The sequence below is a fragment of the Pseudomonas sp. genome (genome assembly GCF_050739655.1).
Taxonomy (GTDB): domain Bacteria; phylum Pseudomonadota; class Gammaproteobacteria; order Pseudomonadales; family Pseudomonadaceae; genus Aquipseudomonas.
The window spans coordinates 1-1,549 of record NZ_JBOIBY010000518.1 but is presented as its reverse complement, the minus strand read 5'-3'; the positions used below and the strand labels follow the sequence as shown (position 1 = coordinate 1,549).

The window sequence follows — 1,549 nt, the reverse complement described above, 5'->3', positions numbered from 1 at the left end:
TGAAGAGGAGTGTCAGGATTCATGTGTAACCTATTGAAAAAAAGCACTTTTCAGACGGGAATAAAAACGCCCGGCGCGGCCGGGCGTCTTAAAAGGGTCTAGCGGTCGATCAGATGCGTTTGGCTTGCTCTACAGCGTTACCGATGTAGTTGGCCGGGGTGAGCAGTTTCAGCTCGGCCTTGGCCGCGGCAGGCATGTCCAGGCCGTCGATGAAAGTTTGCAGCGCTTGCGGGCTGATGCCCTTGCCGCGAGTCAATTCTTTCAGCTTTTCGTACGGGTTTTCGATGTTGTAGCGACGCATCACGGTCTGGATTGGCTCGGCCAATACTTCCCAGCAGGCGTCCAGGTCGGCAGCAATTTTCTGCTCGTTGAGCTCAAGCTTGCTGATGCCTTTGAGGCTGGCTTCGTAGGCGATCACGCTGTGGGCGAAGCCGACACCGAGGTTGCGCAGTACGGTGGAGTCGGTCAGGTCGCGCTGCCAGCGGGAGATCGGCAGTTTGCTCGCCAGGTGCTGGAACAGTGCGTTGGCGATACCCAGGTTGCCTTCGGAGTTTTCGAAGTCGATCGGGTTGACCTTGTGCGGCATGGTCGAGGAACCGATTTCGCCAGCGATGGTGCGCTGTTTGAAATAACCCAGGGAGATGTAGCCCCAGATGTCGCGGTCGAAGTCGATCAGGATGGTGTTGAAACGTGCGATCGCGTCGAACAGCTCGGCGATGTAGTCGTGCGGTTCGATCTGCGTGGTGTACGGGTTGAAGCCCAGGCCCAGCTCGTCTTCGATGAAGGCGCGGGCGTTGGCTTCCCAGTCAATCTCAGGGTAGGCCGACAGGTGAGCGTTGTAGTTGCCCACGGCGCCGTTGATCTTGCCCAGCAGCGGAACGGCCGCGACCTGAGCGATCTGGCGCTCCAGGCGGTAAACGACGTTGGCCAGTTCCTTGCCCAGAGTAGTAGGCGAGGCTGGTTGACCATGGGTGCGCGACAGCATTGGCACGTCGGCGAAACGCTGGGCCAGTTCGCGGATGGCATTGGCGGTCTGACGCATCAGCGGCAGCATCACGTCATCACGGCCTTCACGCAGCATCAGGGCGTGGGACAGGTTGTTGATGTCCTCGCTGGTGCAGGCAAAGTGGATGAACTCGCTGACTTTGGCCAGTTCCGGCAGCTTGGCCGCTTGCTCTTTGAGCAGGTATTCGATGGCTTTGACGTCGTGGTTGGTGGTGCGCTCGATCTCTTTGACGCGCTCGGCGTGCTCCAGAGAGAAGTTTTCCGCCAGGGCGTTGAGCACAGCGTTGGCTTCGGCGGAGAACGCCGGCACTTCGCTGATGGCGGGGTGAGCGGCCAGGCGCTGGAGCCAGCGCACTTCCACCAGAACGCGGGCACGGATCAGGCCGTACTCGCTGAAAATTGGGCGCAGGGCCTGGGTTTTGCCGGCGTAGCGGCCGTCAACAGGGGAAACCGCAGTGAGCGAAGAGAGCTGCATGGGGTGTTCTCGGACAGTCGGGCAACGAAATGGGGCGCGTATCATACATGAAAAAATCCGCCGGTCCGT

Annotated in this window: 1 protein-coding gene; it reads right to left on the bottom strand. The window is 59.8% G+C overall.

Annotated features, from left to right (window positions below; translation table 11 throughout):
* Positions 1 to 109: 109 nt before the first annotated feature.
* Complete coding sequence (gene purB, locus ACRESJ_RS24510) at positions 110 to 1,480, bottom strand: adenylosuccinate lyase (protein ID WP_431760208.1); 1,371 nt, start codon at positions 1,478 to 1,480, stop codon at positions 110 to 112.
* Positions 1,481 to 1,549 lie beyond the last annotated feature (69 nt).